Source organism: Micromonospora sp. NPDC002575, assembly GCF_042889525.1.
GTDB lineage: Bacteria > Actinomycetota > Actinomycetes > Mycobacteriales > Micromonosporaceae > Micromonospora > Micromonospora carbonacea.
The window spans coordinates 354,220-371,121 of the sequence record NZ_JBIARA010000002.1 but is presented as its reverse complement, the minus strand read 5'-3'; the positions used below and the strand labels follow the sequence as shown (position 1 = coordinate 371,121).

12 protein-coding genes are annotated in these 16,902 nt (G+C 73.8%); 7 read left to right on the top strand and 5 right to left on the bottom strand.

What is annotated here, in order from left to right; genetic code table 11:
• Positions 1-128: 128 nt before the first annotated feature.
• Complete coding sequence (locus ACFYWL_RS05085; RefSeq protein ID WP_043968784.1) at positions 129-998, bottom strand: PAC2 family protein; 870 nt, start codon at positions 996-998, stop codon at positions 129-131.
• A gap of 210 nt (positions 999-1,208) precedes the next feature.
• On the opposite strand from ACFYWL_RS05085, the gene metH reads away from it, so the two are divergent.
• Positions 1,209-4,724 (top strand): methionine synthase, encoded by a 3,516-nt coding sequence (gene metH / locus ACFYWL_RS05080; RefSeq protein WP_386967522.1) that lies wholly within the window; start codon positions 1,209-1,211, stop codon positions 4,722-4,724.
• Here the strand turns inward: metH and ACFYWL_RS05075 are convergent.
• Complete coding sequence (locus tag ACFYWL_RS05075; RefSeq protein ID WP_386967520.1) at positions 4,706-5,659, bottom strand: ketopantoate reductase family protein; 954 nt, start codon at positions 5,657-5,659, stop codon at positions 4,706-4,708. The genes metH and ACFYWL_RS05075 overlap by 19 nt on opposite strands.
• Positions 5,660-5,743: 84 nt before the next feature.
• Between ACFYWL_RS05075 and ACFYWL_RS05070 the strand changes: the two genes are divergently transcribed.
• On the top strand, positions 5,744-6,343 hold the full coding sequence (locus ACFYWL_RS05070) for a TetR/AcrR family transcriptional regulator (protein WP_386967517.1): 600 nt from the start codon (positions 5,744-5,746) through the stop codon (positions 6,341-6,343).
• A 104-nt stretch (positions 6,344-6,447) separates the two neighbouring features.
• Positions 6,448-7,290 (top strand): class I SAM-dependent methyltransferase, encoded by an 843-nt coding sequence (locus tag ACFYWL_RS05065; protein WP_386967515.1) that lies wholly within the window; start codon positions 6,448-6,450, stop codon positions 7,288-7,290.
• Between the two features lie 65 nt (positions 7,291-7,355).
• Here ACFYWL_RS05065 and ACFYWL_RS05060 read toward each other — a convergent pair whose 3' ends face one another.
• Positions 7,356-8,654 (bottom strand): glycosyltransferase, encoded by a 1,299-nt coding sequence (locus ACFYWL_RS05060; RefSeq protein ID WP_386967512.1) that lies wholly within the window; start codon positions 8,652-8,654, stop codon positions 7,356-7,358.
• 252 nt (positions 8,655-8,906) lie between these two features.
• Between ACFYWL_RS05060 and ACFYWL_RS05055 the strand changes: the two genes are divergently transcribed.
• The 4 genes from ACFYWL_RS05055 to ACFYWL_RS05040 all read left to right on the top strand — a co-directional run bounded on the left by ACFYWL_RS05055 (position 8,907) and on the right by ACFYWL_RS05040 (position 13,244).
• Positions 8,907-10,013, top strand: a complete 1,107-nt coding sequence (locus ACFYWL_RS05055; protein WP_386967510.1) for a calcium:proton antiporter — start codon at positions 8,907-8,909, stop codon at positions 10,011-10,013.
• An 85-nt stretch (positions 10,014-10,098) separates the two neighbouring features.
• A complete protein-coding gene (locus ACFYWL_RS05050; RefSeq protein ID WP_386967507.1) occupies positions 10,099-10,929 on the top strand; it encodes a neutral zinc metallopeptidase in 831 nt (276 codons plus the stop codon).
• Positions 10,930-11,083: 154 nt separating this feature from the next.
• Entirely contained in the window at positions 11,084-11,749 is a 666-nt protein-coding gene (locus tag ACFYWL_RS05045; RefSeq protein WP_386967505.1) for an HAD family hydrolase, read from the top strand.
• Positions 11,750-12,065: 316 nt separating this feature from the next.
• Positions 12,066-13,244, top strand: coding sequence for a Cmx/CmrA family chloramphenicol efflux MFS transporter (locus tag ACFYWL_RS05040; protein WP_386967503.1), 1,179 nt, complete (start codon positions 12,066-12,068; stop codon positions 13,242-13,244).
• 136 nt (positions 13,245-13,380) lie between these two features.
• Here the strand turns inward: ACFYWL_RS05040 and ACFYWL_RS05035 are convergent, their stop codons facing one another.
• Together ACFYWL_RS05035 and ACFYWL_RS05030 are read right to left on the bottom strand one after the other, a co-directional pair.
• Positions 13,381-15,939, bottom strand: a complete 2,559-nt coding sequence (locus tag ACFYWL_RS05035) for an ABC transporter permease (protein ID WP_386967500.1) — start codon at positions 15,937-15,939, stop codon at positions 13,381-13,383.
• Positions 15,939-16,712 (bottom strand): ABC transporter ATP-binding protein, encoded by a 774-nt coding sequence (locus ACFYWL_RS05030; protein WP_386967497.1) that lies wholly within the window; start codon positions 16,710-16,712, stop codon positions 15,939-15,941. The genes ACFYWL_RS05035 and ACFYWL_RS05030 overlap by 1 nt, the downstream gene beginning before the upstream one ends.
• Between the last annotated feature and the right edge of the window lie 190 nt (positions 16,713-16,902).

Below are 16,902 nucleotides of genomic sequence, written 5' to 3'. Positions count from 1 at the left end.
GAGATCACAGCTAGGTTCCTAGGATGCCCCAGCGGGTGTGACCGCGCCACCCCGAACACGCAAAAGCCCCCCGGACACGCGAAAGCCCCCGGACCGGTTCGATCCGGGGGCTTTCGGAAGAGGCGTGACTACCAGGAGCCGGCTGTGGGGCCGGCGGAGCCGCCGCGGCGGCGCAGGTACTTCTCGAACTCCTGGGCGATCTCGTCCCCGGTCAGCGGGGTGATGCCCGCGTCGCCGACGCGTTCCTCCAGCTCACGGACGTACTCGCCGAGCTCGGCGTCCTGCTCGGCGGCGCCGCGCACCCGCTGCTCCCACTCCGCAGCCTCCTCCGCCAGGTCGGCCATCGGCACCGGCAGGTCGAGCACCTCCTCGACCCGGTGCAGCAGCGCGAGGGTGGCCTTGGGGCACGGCGGGTTGTTGGCGTAGTGCGGCACGTGCACCCAGAACGACACCGCGTCGACCTCGGCGCGGGTGCAGGCGTCGTGCAGCACCCCGACGATGCCGGTGGGGCCGTCGTAGCGGGTGGGGGTGAGCTGGTAGCGCCGCGCGGCCTCCGCGTCGGAGGCGCTGCCGCTGATCGGCAGGGGCCGGGTGTACGGCACGTCGGCCAGCAACGCGCCGAGCAGCACCACCCGTTCGACCTCCAGGCTGTGGCAGATCTCCAGCACCTGCTCGCAGAACGTGCGCCAGCGCATGCTCGGCTCGATGCCCCGGATCAGCACCACGTCCCGCTCGGTGCCCTCCGGGCTGGCCACCATGAACCGGGTGGTGGGCCACTCGACCCGGCGGGTCTCGCCGTCGGCCATGGTGATGGTCGGCCGGCTGACCTGGAAGTCGTAGAAGTCCTCCGGGTCCAGCTCGGTGACCTGCCGCGCCTGCCACACCTGTTCCAGGTGCTCGACCGCCGCGGTGGAGGCGTCCGCGGCGTCGTTCCAGCCCTCGAAAGCGGCGATGGCCACGGGGGACCGCAGCACCGGCAGTCCGTCGAACTCGGTCATGCCGTCACCTCACCCTGTCGTCGGCGGGCGGTCCCGGGCTGCGGCCCGGTCGTCCGCCCGCCGGGCCCGGTGGCGTCCCTGATGTCCTTCACGTCCGTCAGCCTACGTGTCGGCGCCGGATGCGGCCCGTCGGCCGCGCCGGTCCGGCCCACGGGCCCGGTACGCGGCGGCCCGCCCCCGCCGCCGGATCCTCGCACTACCCTGAGTGAGGTGCAGACTTCGCTGCTGGACGTGCTGGCGGAGCGGGTTCTCGTCGCCGACGGCGCGATGGGGACGATGCTCCAGGCGGCCGAGCTGACCCTGGACGACTTCGAGGGGCACGAGGGCTGCAACGAGATCCTCAACGTCACCCGCCCGGACGTGATCCGTGGGGTGCACGACGCCTACCTCGCGGCGGGCGCGGACTGCGTCGAGACGAACACCTTCGGCGCGAACCTCGCCAATCTGGGCGAATACGGTATCGAGCACCGGATCGGGGAGCTGTCCGAGGCCGGCGCGCGGATCGCCCGGGAGGCCGCCGACGCGTGGGGCAGCGCCGAGCGGCCCCGGTTCGTGCTCGGGTCGATCGGTCCCGGCACGAAGCTGCCCACCCTCGGGCACGTCGCGTACGCGACGCTGCGCGACGCGTACCAGCAGAACGCGGCGGGCCTGCTCGCCGGCGGCGTGGACGCGTTGATCGTCGAGACCTGCCAGGACCTGCTCCAGGTGAAGGCGGCGGTGGTCGGGTCCCGCCGGGCGATGGCCGAGGCCGGGTGGGGCGTGCCGCTGATCTGCCACGTCACCGTGGAGACCACCGGAACGATGCTGCTGGGCAGCGAGATCGGCGCGGCGCTGACCGCGCTGGAGCCGCTGGGCGTCGACCTGATCGGGCTGAACTGCGCGACGGGCCCGGCGGAGATGACCGAGCACCTGCGCCACCTGTCCCGACACGCCCGGGTGCCGCTGTCGGTGATGCCGAACGCCGGCCTGCCGCAGCTCACCGCCGACGGCGCGGTCTACCCGCTGACCCCGGTGGAGCTGGCCGACGCGCTGGAGCGGTTCGTCGCCGAGTACGGGGTGTCGCTGGTCGGCGGGTGCTGCGGGACGACGCCGGAGCACGTCCGGCTGGTCGCCGAGCGGCTGCGCGGGGCGCGGCCGGGCGCCCGCGAGCCGCGCCCCGAGGCCGGGGTCTCCTCGATCTACCACCAGGTGCCGTTCGCGCAGGACGCCAGCGTCCTGATGGTGGGGGAGCGCACCAACGCCAACGGGTCGAGGGCGTTCCGGGAGGCGATGCTGGCCGGCGACTGGCAGGCGTGCGTGGAGATCGCCCGCGGCCAGGCCCGGGACGGCTCGCACCTGCTGGACCTGTGCGTGGACTACGTGGGCCGCGACGGCGCCCGGGACATGCGGGAGCTGGCCGGGCGGTTCGCCACCGCGTCCACGCTGCCGGTCATGCTGGACTCGACCGAGCCGGCGGTGATCGAGGCCGGGCTGGAGATGCTCGGCGGGCGGTGCGTGGTCAACTCGGTCAACTTCGAGGACGGCGACGGGCCGGGCTCCCGCTACGCCCGGGTGATGCCGGTCGTCGTCGAGCACGGGGCGGCGGTGGTGGCCCTGCTCATCGACGAGGAGGGGCAGGCCCGCACGGCCGAGTGGAAGGTGCGGGTCGCGCGGCGGCTGATCGAGGACCTGACCGGTCGGTGGGGGCTGCGCCGGTCCGACATCCTGATCGACGCGTTGACGTTCCCGATCGCCACCGGCCAGGAGGAGACCCGCCGCGACGGCGTCGAGACGATTGAGGCGATCCGGGAGATCGCGCGGCGCTGGCCGGGGGTCAACTTCACCCTCGGCGTGTCGAACGTGTCGTTCGGGCTGAACCCGGCGGCCCGGCAGGTGCTCAACTCGGTCTTCCTGCACGAGTGCGTGCGGGCGGGGCTGACCTCGGCGATCGTGCACGCCAGCAAGATCCTGCCGATGTCGAGGATCCCCGACGAGCAGCGGGAGGCCGCGCTGGATCTGGTGTACGCCCGGCGGCGCGCCGGCCACGACCCGGTGCAGCGGTTCATCGAGATCTTCGAGGGGGTGGACGCCTCGTCGGCGCGGGCCACCCGGGCGCAGGAGCTGGCGGCGCTGCCGCTGGACGAGCGGCTGCGGCGGCGGATCGTCGACGGCGAGCGCAACGGCCTGGAGGCCGACCTCGACGCGGCGATGGCGGAGGGCCGGTCGCCGCTGTCGATCATCAACGACCTGCTGCTGGACGGCATGCGGGTGGTCGGGGAGCTGTTCGGCTCGGGCCAGATGCAGCTTCCGTTCGTGCTCCAGTCGGCCGAGGTGATGAAGACGGCGGTGGCCTGCCTGGAGCCGCACATGGAGAAGGCCGACGACGGCGGCAAGGGCCGGATCGTGCTGGCCACGGTCAAGGGCGACGTGCACGACATCGGCAAGAACCTGGTGGACATCATCCTGTCCAACAACGGCTACGAGGTGGTCAACATCGGCATCAAGCAGCCGATCTCGGCGATCCTCGACGCGGCCGAGCAGCATCGGGCCGACGCGATCGGGATGTCGGGGCTGCTGGTCAAGAGCACGGTGGTCATGAAGGAGAACCTGGCCGAGATGGCCGAGCGCGGGGTGGCGCAGCGCTGGCCGGTGCTGCTCGGCGGGGCGGCGCTGACCCGGGCGTACGTGGAGGACGACCTGCGGGCGGCGTTCCCCGGTCAGGTGCACTATGCCCGGGACGCGTTCGAGGGGCTGTCGCTGATGGACCGGGTGATGGCGGCCAAGCGGGGCGGCGCTCCGGTGGTGGACCCGCAGCGGGAGGCGGCCCTGGCGGCCCGGCGGCAGCGCCGCGAGCGGCAGCGGGCGACGGTCGGTCAGGCGCTGCCGGGGCTGGACGACGCGTCGGTGCGCTCGGACGTGGCGGTCGACGTGGCGGTGCCGACGCCGCCGTTCCTCGGCACGCGGGTGGTGCGGGGGGTGCCGCTGGCGGAGTATGCGGCGCTGCTGGACGAGCGGGCGACGTTCCTGGGGCAGTGGGGGCTGCGGGGCGCGCGGGGCGGCAAGGGCCCGTCGTACGAGGAGTTGGTGGAGACCGAGGGGCGGCCCCGGCTGCGCTACTGGCTGGACCGGCTGACCGCCGACAAGGTCCTGGAGGCGGCCGTGGTGTACGGGTACTTTCCGGCGTATTCGGAGGGCAACGACCTGGTGGTGCTCGACGGGGACGGGCGCACCGAGCGGGCCCGGTTCTCGTTTCCGAGGCAGCGGCAGGAGCGGCGGCTGTGCCTGGCCGACTTCTTCCGGCCGCGCGGCGACGGGCTCGACGTGGTGGCGTTGCAGCTCGTGACCGTCGGGCAGCCGATCAGCGACTACACGGCGAAGATGTTCGCCGGCAACTCCTACCGCGACTACCTGGAGGTGCACGGCCTGTCGGTGCAGCTCACCGAGGCCCTGGCGGAGTACTGGCACCGGCGGATCCGCGCGGAGCTGGCGCTGCCGGGCGGCCGTACGGTGGCCGACGACGACCCGGCGGACCTGGCGGGCCTGCTGCGCGCCGACTACCGGGGCTGCCGGTACGCGTTCGGCTACCCGGCCTGCCCGGACCTGGAGGACCGGGCGAAGATCGTGGACCTGCTGGGCGCGCAGCGGATCGGGGTGGAGTTGTCGGAGGAGTTCCAGCTCGTGCCGGAGCAGGCGACGGACGCGATCGTGGTGCACCACCCGGAGGCGCACTACTTCAATGCCAGGTGACCGTCGGTGAAGTAGGGCTCGGCTGCCTCCAGCCGGGGCACCTTCACCCCCAGCCTGCGGGCTTCCGCCAGGGCGTCGCGGCAGACCGCCCGCAGTTCCTCGGGGTTGGCGTGCGCCGTCGTCACCCTGCGCATCGGCGGGAAGCGGGCGAGCAGCCAGGCGACTGCCGGTGCGGCCAGCCAGACGGGTGCGGTGAACGGCAGCAGGTCGCCCCGATGCCGCCGCAGCTCGACGCCGCGAGCCTCGACCAGTGGCAGCAGCTCGCGGACGGCGAGGATCGCCTCGCGTACGTCGCGGCGCGTCAGCGTGGACAGGGACCCTCGCCTCAGGCTCTGCGTGTGCAGGCCCGCGTTCTGAATGAAGTGGATCGCCAGCCAGCCCCGGAAGTCGGGGTCCTCCCGGAACGTGAACCCCGCTGCGCGAAACAGCTCGCGTACGGCCCGCTCGCGCTCGGTCGGTGGTTGGCCCAGCGTGCCGAGGAAGACGACGGGCAGCAGCGCCGCGCGCAGCACACCGTCGTCGCCGAAACCGCCGCCGGCCCCGGGGAAGCCCCAGGCCACCTGCTCGGTGGGGAGATGTTCGATGGCGGTCAGCGGCTCGACCCACAGGTTGTTGAAGACGAGCACCGTGGCCCCGCCCACCCGTGGACCCAGGAAGGCCGTGGCCTCCGCGAAGCCGTAGTGCTGCACGCTGAGCACGATCAGGTCGAAGTCGTGGTCCGGCTCCAGGGACTCGCGGTAGCGCACCGGCCACTTCTCGGTGACGCGCTTCCCCCAGGGCAGCCGTCGCGCGTCGAGCAGATCGAGGTCGATCGCGTCCCCGTACGCCGCCGCCCGCCCCGGCCGGACGTAGAACTCGACATGGTGCCCGGCCCGTTCCAGGGCCCACCCGTAGACGGCGCTGATGACGCCCCGGCCGAACATCAAGATCTTCACGCGCCACCCCGCAAGCTACAATTGGAGACCATCTCCACTTCCAAAATATGGAGACAGTCTCCACTTGTCAACATGGGGCCACACGTGACCGATGCCAAGCCGCTGCGCGCCGACGCCCGCCGCAACCGTGACGCCTTGATCGCCAAGGCGCGTGAACTCTTCGCCAACAACTGCTTTGACCTGCGCTTCGACGACTTCGCCAAGCTGGCCGGCGTGGGCACCGGCACGCTGTACCGCCACTTCCCCACCCGGGAGGCGCTGGCCGAAGCGGTCTACCGCGAAGAACTCGCCGCGCTGTGCGACCGCGCCCGCACCCTGCTCGCCACCCTCCCCGCCGACGAGGCGCTGGAGTCCTTCCTGCGTGGCCTCGTCGCCCACCTGCACGCCCACCAGGGCATCGCCCGCACCCTCGCGGCGCTCATGGCCACCCGCTCGGACGTGATGGCCGAGGGCGCCCAGGCCCTGCAGCAGGTCGTCGCCGACCTCCTGGCCTCCGCCGCCGAGGCGGGGACCATCCGCGACGACGTGAGCGCCGGTGCCGTCATGATGGCCCTCCAGGGCATCTGCGCGGCGTACGACCACCCGGACTTCCGCGCCGACGCGGACCAGGTCGTGACCCTCGTCCTCGCGGGCCTCCGCCACCCCGCGCCAAGAGCGACGTCCCGCCCGGCACCCGCGCCATGAGCGACGCCCGCCCCGCGCCTGCGCCATGTCGGCGACATGGCGGTATCAGCAGGCCGGGATGCCGCTATGTCGCCGACATGGTGACCGCGGGTGAGGGTGCGGCCGTGACGGACCGGTGGACGTGGGACGAGTCGCTGTTCGAGGGGACCGCCGCACACTACGAGCGGGGCCGGCTGCCCTACGCGAAGGGGCTCGTGGCGGCGCTGGCCGACGAGCTGGGGCTGGACGGGTCGGGGCGGCTGCTGGACGTGGGCTGCGGCCCGGGAACGGTGACCGTGCCGCTGGCGGGCTGCTTCGCCGAGGCGGTGGGCGTGGACCCCGACGCCGGGATGCTGGCCCGGGCGCGGCTGCGGGCCGCCCGCGACGGCGTGGGCAACATCCGGTGGGTACGGGCGCGGGCCGAGGACCTGCCGGCCGGGCTGGGCGTGTTCCGGGTGGCGGTGTTCGCGCAGTCGTTCCACTGGATGGCGCAGGCCGCCGTCGCCGCGACGGTGCGGGGGATGCTGCCGCCGGGCGGGGCGTTCGCGCACGTCGCCGAGGTCAAGGAGCCGCTGTCGACGGAAGGGCTGCCGCATCCGGCGCCCCCGTACGAGGCGGTCGCCGACCTGGTGCGCCGCTGGCTCGGGCCGGTGCGGCGGGCCGGTCGGGGGTTCCTGCCCCATGGGACGCCGGGCGGCGAGGAGCGGGTCCTGGCCGGGGCGGGGTTCGTGGGCCCCACGCGGCTGCGGGTGTCCTCCGGTGCGGTGGCGCGGCGGTCGGTCGACGACGTGGTGGCGTGGGTGCACTCGCGCTCGGACGGGGCGCCGCACCTGTTCGGGTCGCGGCTGGCGGAGTTCGACGCCGACCTGCGGGCCCTGCTTCTCGCATCGTCGTCCGGGGGATGGTTCGCCGAGCGGGCGCCCGACACGGAGCTGCGGATCTGGCGTACGCCTCGGGCCCGGAGCTGACAGCCGGGGGTGTCGCCGGCCGGCGCGGGGTCGGCCGGCCGGCGGCACGCAGTGGTACGGGCCGGTCAGCCGGCCGCGATGGACGCGGCGGCGGCCACCTGCGCCAGCGGCCCCTGCACCAGTGGGCCCTGCACCGAGCCGCCGATGCGGCGGGCCTCGGCGAGGAGGTGGGCGCGCCAGCGCCGCCACAGCGGGGTCATCCGGGAGGTCAGCCAGACGACGTCGACGGCGTCGTCGGCCAGGACGGTGCGGATGCCGAGGGCGTGGCGGGCGTGGCGCGCCGGGTCGTCGCGGAGCTTGGCGAGCAGCGTCTCGTCGTAGTCGAACAGGTGGGCGGGCGGGAATCCGGGCGGCAGTTCGCCGCCGCAACCGAACACGGCGATCCGGGCGCCGGGCGGCACGGTGTCGCGCAGCCGGGCCAGTTCGGCGGTGACGTCGAGGGCGCGGACCCGGTTGACGGCGCGGCGGATGGCGGGCAGCTCCTGGCGCAGGTGCCAGGCGCGGTTGTCCTCCAGTTGGGGCAGGTGCCGGGCGAACCAGGCCCAGAGCAGCTCCAGCACCGGCTCGGGGTGCTTGCGCAGGATGGTCAGGACGTTGCTGGGGTCGTCGCCGGTGTCGGCGGTGGCCTCCCGGGGGTGCGGGCTGTCCACCGCCCACGCCTCGCGGCTGACCTCGAAGGCGAGCCCGTGGCGGTCCAGGCGCAGGCCCAGCTCGATGTCCTCGCCGCCCCAGGAGCGGAAGTCCTCGTCGAAGCCGCCGACGGCGTGGAAGTCCGCCGCCGGCACGGAGCAGTTGAGCGACCAGAACAGCTGCCAGGCCAGGGGGACGCGGGACAGGTCGAAGGCGGTGCTGGCGAAGGTGGCGTGCCGGCCGTCCTGGAAGGAGGGCAGCGCGCCGAACGCGCGGACGATCTCCTCGGGGGTGCGGTCGCGGGTCGCGGCCTCCAGCCCGGGGAGGGGATCGCCGGGCTGGTAGCCGAAGGTGTAGCCGAGGACGGCGCGGGGCGGCCCGGGGCGGGCGTGGGCGGCGAGGTGGGCGGCCAGGAAGTCGGGGCCGGGCAGCACGCCGGTGTCGACGAACGCGAGGACGCCGCCGGTGGCCAGCCGCGCGCCGGCGTTGCGGGCGGCGGCGGCGCGGAAGCCGAGGTCAGGCTGGAAGTGGTAGCGCAGGCGTAACCGGTCGGCGAACGCGTCGACGGTCTGGCGGGTGTCGTCGGTGGAACCGTCGTCGGCGACGACGACCTCGTACCGCTCGGTGGGCATCCGTTGGCCGGCGAGCGCGGTCAGGGTGCCGTGCAGCAGGGGTGAACGGTTGTAGGTGGGGACGATGACGGAGATCAGGGGCGTTGCGGCGCCAGATGACATGGTGTGACTCCGGTACTCGGGGGCGTCACAACGTATCGACCGGTGACTGAGTCGCGCATCAGTCGTGAGGCTTGTTCATTTCCTGCTTCCGGAGTGCGGGAAGAGCTTGCCCGAGAGGCGTTCCCGTATTGTCGGGCATCATGGTCGGGTGTCCGCCGTGACCGAAACGGCCCAGCCGCGACGAGGGGCCACGGGTCGGGGTCGCGTCCCGAACTGTGGGCGATGATCGTGATTTCTGGCAGGGTTGACACCATGCTGGCCCTCCTGCGCTCCCGTGTCACCGACTGGACCCTCACCGTGCCCGTGCTGGCCGTGGTGATCCTGGCTCTGACCTGGGGCAGGGAGCTGCCCCCGCTGGTCGTGGGGGTGGTCGCGACGTTCCTCGCCGGGGCGGTGCTCGCGGCCGTGCACCACGCGGAGGTGGTCGCCCACAAGGTGGGGGAGCCGTTCGGCTCGCTGGTCCTCGCCGTCGCGGTCACGGTGATCGAGGTGGCCCTGATCGTCACCCTGATGATCAGCGGCGGGGACAAGACCGTCTCGCTGGCCCGGGACACGGTCTTCGCCGCCGTCATGATCACCTGCAACGGCATCCTCGGCCTGTCCCTGCTGCTCGCGGCGCTGCGCCGCCGGGTGGCGGTGTTCAACCCCGAGGGCACCGGCGGGGCCCTGGCCACCGTGGCCACCCTGGCCACCCTCAGCCTGGTGGTGCCGACCTTCACCACCAGCCGGCCCGGCCCCGAGTTCTCCCCGCCGCAGCTCGTCTTCGCCGCCGTGGCGTCGCTCGCCCTGTACGGGCTGTTCGTGCTGGTGCAGACCGGCCGGCACCGCGACTACTTCCTGCCGGTCACCTCCGACGGGACCGTCGCCGACGCCGACGGCGACGGGCACGCCGACCCGCCGTCGGCCGGCGCCGCCCTGGCCAGCCTGGTCATGCTCCTGGTGGCGCTGATCGCCGTGGTGGGCCTGGCGAAGATGGTGTCCCCGGCGATCGAGGCCGGGGTGTCGGCGGCGAACCTGCCGCAGGCGTTCGTCGGTGTGGTGATCGCGCTGCTGGTGCTGCTGCCGGAGACCCTCGCGGCGGCCCGCGCCGCGCGCCGCGACCGGGTGCAGATCAGCCTCAACCTGGCCCTCGGCTCGGCCATGGCCAGCATCGGCCTGACCATCCCCGCCATCGCGATCGCCTCGATCTGGCTCGACGGGCCGCTGCTGCTCGGGCTCGGCGGCACCCAGTTGACCCTGCTGGCGCTGACCGTCGTCACCGGCGTGCTGACCGTGGTGCCGGGCCGGGCCACCCTGTTGCAGGGCGGCGTGCACCTCGTCCTGCTGGCCGCGTTCGTCTTCCTTGCCGCGAGCCCCTGATTCCTTGCCGCGGGCCCCTGACGGGCGTCACCCAGCGGGCCGGGGCGTCGCCTCCGGTACGGCCCGCGGTCGGCCGCGATCGGGGATGGTCACCGTGTCGCCGGCCGGGCATGATCGACGGGGAGCCGGGGTAGTGGACCGGTGGGGCGAGCCGGGGAGGCGCACTGTGACGGCACGGTCGGGACGTCGGCCCGGCGGCCCGCTGGCCGGTCTGCTGGCCGCGCTGGTGCTGGCCAGCGGCTGCGTGGTCGGCGGGGTGAACGAGGACGAGCCGCAGCAACCCCTGCCCCGGTCGACCCGCCAGCCCAGCTCGCCGCAGGCGGCGCAGACCCGCGCGGACGGCACCACCAGCGTGGCCGAGTTCACCGAGGACATGGCCGTCGCGGTGGACAAGGCCGAGATCTACTGGACCGCGCAGTTCCGGGCGTCGGGCCGGCGGTTCCAGCCGATCCGGAGGGTCGTGCCCTACCAGCGGGAGGGCGAGGTCTCCTGCGCCGGGCAGGCCCTGCCCCGCAACAACGCCGTGTACTGCTCGGCGGGCGACTTCATCGCCTACGACGTCCGCTGGTCTGTCGCGGCCTTCCGGCAGGTCGGCGACGCGTTCCTGTACTACCTGCTCGGCCACGAGTACGCCCACGGCATCCAGGCGCGCCTCGGCCTGCGCGCCCAGTTCACCATCCAGCAGGAGCTGCAGGCCGACTGCATGGCCGGGGCGTACATCGGCGGCTCGATCGAGGCCGGTCAGCTTCGGCTGGAGGACGGCGACCTCGACGAGTTCCGGGAGGGGCTGCTCGCCGTCGGCGACGACCCCGACCAGCCGTGGTTCGCCGAGGGGGCGCACGGCACCGCCGAGCAGCGCACCGACCACTTCTTCCGGGGATACGAGCAGGGCCTCGCGGCCTGCAACCTGGGCTGACGGCGGGCGCGGCGGGCCGGCCGACGGGCGGTGGAGGGACCGCCGGGCGTGGACGGGGCGGGGACCGGGTCCCGGCCGGGGCGGGCCGGCTGCAAGGATCGGGTCGACCCCGCGACGCCTGGAGGACCCCCTGAGCAGCCACCATCCGGCCGCCGTGCTCTTCGACATGGACGGCACCCTGGTCGACAGCGAGAAGCTGTGGGACGTCGCGCTGCGCGAGCTCGCCGCCGAGTACGGCGCCACCCTCTCCGACGCCGGCCGCAAGGCGCTCATCGGCACCAGCATGGCCGACGCGATGCGGATCCTGCACGACGACCTCGGCCAGCCGCACCGTGACCCGCTGGTCAGCGCGGCGTGGATCGACGCCCGGATCCTGGAGTTGTTCCGCACCGGGCTGCGCTGGCGGCCCGGCGCGCTGGCGCTGCTGCGCGCGGTCCGCGCGGCGGGCATCCCCACCGCCCTGGTCACCTCCAGCGGCCGGCCGCTGGTGGAGGTGGCGCTGGACACCCTGGGCCGGGACAGCTTCGACGCGGTGGTCTGCGGCGACGAGGTGGGCGCGGCGAAGCCGCACCCCGAGCCGTACCTGACCGCCGCCCGGCTGCTCGGCGTGCCGATCGCCCGCTGCGTGGCGATCGAGGACTCCCCGACCGGGGTGGCCAGCGCCCTCGCCGCGGGCGCGGCCGTGCTGGCGGTGCCGGTGGAGGTGCCGATCGCGCCGGCCGACGGCGTACACCAGCTCGACAGCCTGACCGGCGCGGACCTGGAGCTGCTCGCCGCCCTCCTCGGCGGGCCCGCCGCCGACGCCCCGCGCCGCGATTGACGCTGCTGCGCGCGGCGGCTAGCCTTCGCTGCGTGTCCGGCCCCGAGGCGTCCAGACGCCAGCCACCGCTGTCCGGTGGCTGGCCCCTGATGATGTCGCGCTGAGCCTCAGCCCACGCTGAGGCGGCACGCCCGTCGCCGCCTCGCCACCGACTCCACGGTTTCCCGGGGCGCCTGCCCTCCGCCACGCAGTGGCGGGTGCCCGCCTGCCCGGAAGTCCTCTCGCGGTGGCACCCGTACGGCCGGCTCGCCGAATCCGCCGTCCCGTGGCCCGCCGCGTCCCCGCCATCCACCCACGACGCGGTTGTGGAGTCGTCATGCCAATTGTGATCTACATCCTCGGGCTCGCCGTCTTCGCCCAGGGAACCTCCGAGTTCATGCTGGCCGGCCTGATCCCGGACATCGCCGCCGACCTGCGGGTCTCCGTCCCGGCGGCCGGCACGCTCACCTCTGCCTTCGCCGCCGCAATGATCATCGGGGCGCCGCTGATGGCCGTGCTCAGCCTGCGCTGGCCCCGACGGTGGGCGTTGCTGGCCTTCCTGACCGCCTTCATCGCCGCCCACGTGGTCGGGGCGGTCACCGGCAGCTTCGGCATCCTGTTGGCCACCCGCGTCGTCGGTGCCGTGGCCAACGCCGGGTTCCTGGCCGTGGGGCTCGCCACGGCGGTCGGCCTGGCCGGGCCCCACGCCAAGGGCCGGGCCGCCTCCGTGCTGCTCGGCGGCGTCACCCTCGCCTGCGTCGTGGGGGTGCCCGCCGGTGCCGTGCTCGGAAACCTGTGGGGCTGGCGGTCGGCCTTCTGGGCGGTGGCCGCCGTCTCGGTGCCCGCCGCCTTCGCGATCCTGCGCTGCGTGCCGCCCATGGCGCCGGGCGCGTCCGTGCCCGACGCGCGGCGGGAACTGCGCGCGCTGCGCCGCCCCCGACTGGCCGTGACCCTGGCCCTGGCCGCGCTGGTCAACGGCGCGACCTTCTGCACCTTCACCTACCTGGCCCCGCTGGCCACCGACGTCAGCGGGTACGACAGGGTGTGGGTGCCGGCGCTGCTCGCGGTCTTCGGCCTGGGATCCTTCGTCGGCGTCACCATCGCCGGCCGGCTGTCGGACACCCGGCCGACGCGGATCCTGGTGCCCGGCGGTCTGGCCCTGCTCGTCGGCTGGCTGCTGTTCGCGGCGACCGCCGCCATCGCCCCGGTGGCGATGCTGCTCGTTCTCGTGCAGGGGACGCTGTCGTTCGCCGTCGGGGCCACACTGATCACGCTGGTGCTCTACCGGGCCGCCGATGCGCCGTCACTGGGTGGCTCCTTCGCGACCGCCGCCCTCAACGTGGGCGCGGCCGTCGGCCCCCTGCTGGGCGGCGTCGCGATCGGCGCGGGCCTCGGCTACCGGTCGCCGCTGTGGGTCAGCGCGTTGCTGGTGGCACTGGCCCTCACGGTGGGACTGGCCCCTGCGGCCGGGCGCCGGTCCCGGGCGGACGCCCCCGACCAGCCGATCCCGTCGTAGCCCGGCGACGGACCCGGGCTGGTAACCCGCGCGGGTCCGGCGAGCCGCCCGCCGTGGTCGACCCGACCCGGCGACCGGCGTTAAGAAGGGCCCCCTGCTATGCCGAAAGCGTTAACAGGGGGCCCTTCCTTGCGCCTCAGTCGTGGGCGATCGCGCCCAGGACGTTGATCCGGGCGGCGCGGACCGCCGGCAGCGCCGCCGCGACCACCCCGATCAGCGCGGCCAGGCCGAGGAAGATCCCCATCTGCGACCACGGCAGCACCAGGTCGGTGATCCCCTCGTCCCGCAGCGCCCGCACCACCGCCGCGCCGAGGCCGGTGCCGACCGCGACGCCGAGCAGCGCGCCGAACACGGAGATCACCACGGCCTCCACGGTGATCATCCGCATGGTCTGCGCCCGGCGCAGCCCGATCGCCCGCAGCAGCCCCAGCTCCCGGGTGCGTTCCAGCACCGACAGCGCCAGGGTGTTGACGATGCCCAGCACGGCGATCACGATGGCCAGCGCCAGCAGGATCTGGATCATGGTGAGCAGGGTGTCGAAACCGCTGGTCTGCTGCTCGATGTAGCTGGCCCGGTCGGCCACCGACACCTCCGGGTTGTCGGCGACCAGCGCGTCGAGCTGCGGCTGCACCTGCGACACCGGCGTGCCCGGGGCCAGCCGCACCAGGGCCGAGAACGGCTCCGGGTTGGTGAACTCCGGCCCCGCCTGCCGGGGCAGGATGATCGACCCGATGGACCGCTCGTCGGGCAACACCGCCGCCACCGTGTACGTGTGCGGCCCCGCGCCCCGGGCGAACTGCGCGGTCAGCCGGTCACCCACCGACTTGCCCAGCTCCTTCGCGCCGGACACGCTCAGCGCCACCTGGTCCGGCTTGAGGGTGGCGGCCGTGCCCGACTGCGGCACGGTGCCGTAGATGCGGGCCATCGCGGCCAGGTCGGTCAGCGCCACCACGTACGTCCGGTCGCCGTCGACGATCGCGTTGTCGTTGTAGACGCCCAGCGCCGCGTCGACCCCCGGCAGGGCGGCCGCCTTGTCCACCACCGACACGTCGAACGTGGGCGGGCGGGGCCCCGTCTGCGCCCCGGAGATCACCAACTGCGCGTCGACGATGCGCTCCGCCGAGGCGGAGATGCTCGACTTCGCCGAGTCCAGGATCACCGTCACCCCGGTCACCAGGGCGATGCCGACCATCAGCGCGGCGGCGGTGATCGCCGTGCGGCGCGGGTTGCGCCCCGAGTTCAACCGGCCCAGCCGGCCCGGCACCGACCAGGCGAACAACGCCCCGAGCAGCGACACCACCGGGCGGCTGATCAGCGGGGTCAGCAGCGCCACCCCGATGAACGTGAACAGCACCCCGGCCAGGATCACCGTCAGCGTGGCCCCGCCCGCGTTGCCGGTCAGCCCGACGGCCAGCAGCCCGCCGCCGAGGGCGGTGACCGCCGCCCCGGACACCGTGACCTTCGTCAGCGGCCGGTCCGGGGTGGCCACGTCCTGCATCGCCGCGATCGGCGGAATGCGCGCCGCCCGCAGCGCCGGCAGCAGCGCCGCGACCACCGTGATCAGCATGCCGACGGCGAACGCGCCGACCACCGCCTGCGGGGGCACCCCGATCCCGGCCAGCTCCAGCCCCCCGGCGAACCTGCCGAACGCCCAGGCCAGCAGCGCGCCCACCCCGACGCCCGCGCCCAGTCCGAGCACCGAGGCGACCAGGCCGATCGCGAGGGCCTCCAGCACCACCGAACCGATGATCTGCCGCCCGCTCGCGCCGATCGCGCGCATCAGCGCCAGCTCCCGGGTCCGCTGCGCCACGATGATCGAGAACGTGTTGAGGATCAGGAACGTGCCCACCAGCAGCGCCACCGCGGCGAAGCCGAGCAGCACCTTGTTGAAGAACGACAGCCCCTCCTTCAGGCTGGCCGACGAGGCGGCGGAGAGCTCCTCGCCGGTCTTCACGTCAAAGCCGGCGCCCAGCGTGCGGGCCACGTCGTCGCGCACCGTCTCCGGGCGTACCCCGTCGGCGGCCCGCACGGTCACGTTGTTGAACGTGCCGGGCGCGCCGAGCATCAGCCGCTGGGCGGCGGGCGTGGTGAACGCGACCTCGTTCGCCCCGCCGATGGTGTCCCGGCCGCTGCTGTAGCCGAAGACCCCGACCAGGGTGAACTCGCGCCGCTTCGACTCGAACGCCGTCAGCGCGCCGACCCGGTCACCCACCTTCACCTTCGCGGCCTCCGCGAGGGCCGCGTTCACCGCGATCTCGTCGTCGGCCTGCGGGCCGCGCCCCTCCCGCAGCCGCACCAGGTCGGACTCGCCGGTCCAGTTCACGCCGAGCTGCGGCGGACCGAACGAGGTGACCACCTTGCCGTTGCTGCCGATCAGCCGGGCCCCGTCGGCGTTGACCAGGCCCGTGGCCGACGCCACCCCGGGCACCGCCCGCACCCGGTCCACCACGTCCGCGGCGAACGGCGGGGACACCTGCTCGCCCTCGCCCTCGCCCACCTCCAGCTTCGGCTTCGCGGCCACGTTGACGTCGACGCCGGCGAACGCGTCGGCGAACACCGCGTCGAAGGACCGGCCGAGGGTGTCGGTGAGCACGAACGCGCCGGAGACGAACATGACGCCGAGCACCACCGCCAGGCCGGACAGGACCAGGCGCACCTTCCGCGCCAGCAGGCTCTTCATGGTCGCCCGGAACATCAGTTGCCCACCTCGGTCGCGGCGGGGACGTCCAGCTTCTTCATCGTGTCCAGCACCGTGTCGGCCGTCGGCTCGATCAGCTCCGACACGATCTCCCCGTCGGCGAGGAACACCACCCGGTCGGCGTACGCGGCGGCCGTCGGGTCGTGGGTCACCATGACGATCGTCTGGCCGTGCTCGCGCACCGAGTTGCGCAGGAAACTCAGCACCTCCGCGCCGGACCGGGAGTCCAGGTTGCCCGTCGGCTCGTCGGCGAAGATCACCTCGGGGCGGGCGACCAGCGCCCGCGCGCACGCCACCCGCTGCTGCTGGCCGCCGGAGAGCTGCGCCGGGCGGTGGTCGAGCCGGTCGCGCAACCCCACCGTGCCGATCACCACGTCGTACCAGGCCGGATCCGGCTTGCGCCCGGCGATCGACAACGGCAGCAGGATGTTCTCCTTCGCCGTCAGCGTCGGCAGCAGGTTGAACTGCTGGAAGATGAAACCCACCTTGTCGCGGCGCAGCTTCGTCAGCCCGGCGTCGCCGAGCCCCGTCACGGTGGTGTCGCCGATCGCCACCGTGCCCCGGGTCACCGCGTCCAGGCCCGCCAGGCAGTGCATCAGCGTCGACTTGCCCGACCCCGACGGGCCCATGATCGCGGTGAACCTGCCCCGTTCGAACTCGGCGCTCACCCCCCGCAGCGCGACGACCTGCGCCTCGCCGCTGCCGTACACCTTCCACACGTCGCTTGCGCGGGCCGCGGCCTGCGCCTGCCGGCCTGTCGTCGCGGTCACGTCATCTACCTCTTCCGTCGGGCTGGGCCGCACCGGCCCCCGCTGGCCCGGTGTGGGCATGTGCCCATCCTCGGCCCCCGACGCCGCCGGACCCTCCGACTTCGGGCGGAGTGGTGGCGGATTTCCCGCTGCGGGTGGGCCCCGATGCCGGCTCAGGGTTGCCCCTGACCGCTACGCGCCGCGCGCGCCG